The organism is Kitasatospora sp. MY 5-36 (assembly GCF_001182915.1).
Classification (GTDB): domain Bacteria; phylum Actinomycetota; class Actinomycetes; order Streptomycetales; family Streptomycetaceae; genus Kitasatospora.
In genome coordinates, this window is the sequence record NZ_LFVW01000948.1 from 1 (window position 1) to 1,531 (window position 1,531).

Sequence of the window (1,531 nt, forward strand, 5' to 3'; positions counted from 1 at the left end):
GTACGCCGAGCGGCAGCGCGGCGAGTGGGCCGAACGCCGGGTGACCGTCCTGGAGTCCTGTCTGGAGGCCGAGGTCGAGGCCGGGCCGTCCGGCGAGGCCGTCGCCGAACTGGCCGCCGTGGTGGCCGAGTACCCGCTCCGGGAGCGGTTCTCCGAGCTGCTGATGCTCGCCCTCTACCGGACCGGCCGGCAGGCGGAGGCCCTGGGCGTGTACCGCGCGGCGGACCGGCGGCTGCGGGCGCAGCTCGGCGTCTCGGCCGGGCCCGGGTTGCGCGAGTTGCAGCGCCGGATCCTGGTGGCCGACGCCGCGCTCGTGGCGCCCGCGCCCACCTCGGCGTCCACGCCCTCGCCCTCGGCCACGCCCACCTCCTCGCCCGCACCGACAACGGCCCGGCCCGCGGCCGCGGCCCGTGCGCCGTACCCGGCGGCGGTCCGGCCGACCCAAGTCCCGGCCGACCTCGCCGACTTCACCGGCCGCGAGGCGCAGACCGAGGCGCTGCGGGCCGTCCTGCTCTCCCCCGGCACCATGCCCGTGGCGACGGTGTCGGGGCTGGGCGGCGTGGGCAAGACGGCGCTGGCCGTCCATGTCGCGCACACGCTGGCCGCCGACTTCCCCGACGGCCAGCTCTACCTGGACCTGCACGGGGCCGACGGCCGCCCGACCCGGCCCGAGGAGGCGGTGGGCGCCTTCCTGCGGTCCCTGGGCGTGCCGCCGGAGGGGCTGGCGCCCGGGCTCGCCGAACGCTCCGCCCAGTTCCGCTCGTTGCTCTCGGGCCGGCGGGTGCTGGTGGTCCTCGACAACGCCCGGGACGCCGAGCAGATCAGGCCGCTGCTGCCCGGCCGGGCGGGCTGCGCCGTGCTCGTCACCAGCCGGGCCAGGCTCGGTTCGCTTCCCAACGCGCACGTCGTCGAGCTGACCGCGTTCGCCCCGCAGGAGGCCCTGGGCCTGCTCGGGCGGGTGGTCGGCGGGCAGCGGCTGCGGGCCGAGGCGGACACGGCCGGGGAGCTCGTGCGGCTCTGCGGCCACCTCCCGCTGGCCGTACGGATCCTCGCCGCGCGCCTCGCCTGCCGGCCGGGCTGGTCGATGGCCCGGCTACTCGACAAGCTGGCCGGGGACCGCCGGCGGCTGGACGTGCTGCGCGCCGGGGACCTCGCCGTCGAGCCGGCGTTCCGCTTCGGCTACGACCAGCTGACGCCCGAACAGGCCCGGGCCTTCCGCCTGTTGGCGGTTCCGGAGGTGCCCGACCTGTCGCCGGGGGCGGTCGCGGCGGTGCTCGGCCTGCCCGAGCAGGAGGCCGAGGAGCTGGCCGAGTCGCTGGTCGACTGCTCGATGCTGGAGACCGCGCCGCCGGACCGCTACCGGTACCACGACCTGCTGCGCGCCTTCGCCCTGCAGCTCCCCCCGGAGGGGGAAGCGGAGGCGGAGGGGGACCGGCCGGCCGCCGTCCTCACCCGCCTGGTGGCCCGTCACCACGGCGAGACCGTCGCGGCCCTCGGCCCGGTTGGAGCAGGAGGTCCTGGCCGGACTGGA

The 1,531-nt window shown here is 77.8% G+C and carries 1 protein-coding gene; it reads left to right on the forward strand.

Annotation, left to right across the window (positions count from 1 at the left end; translation table 11 throughout):
* A partial coding sequence (locus AE652_RS38650; RefSeq protein ID WP_049660123.1) for a BTAD domain-containing putative transcriptional regulator occupies positions 1-1,531 on the forward strand: 1,531 nt, incomplete at both ends.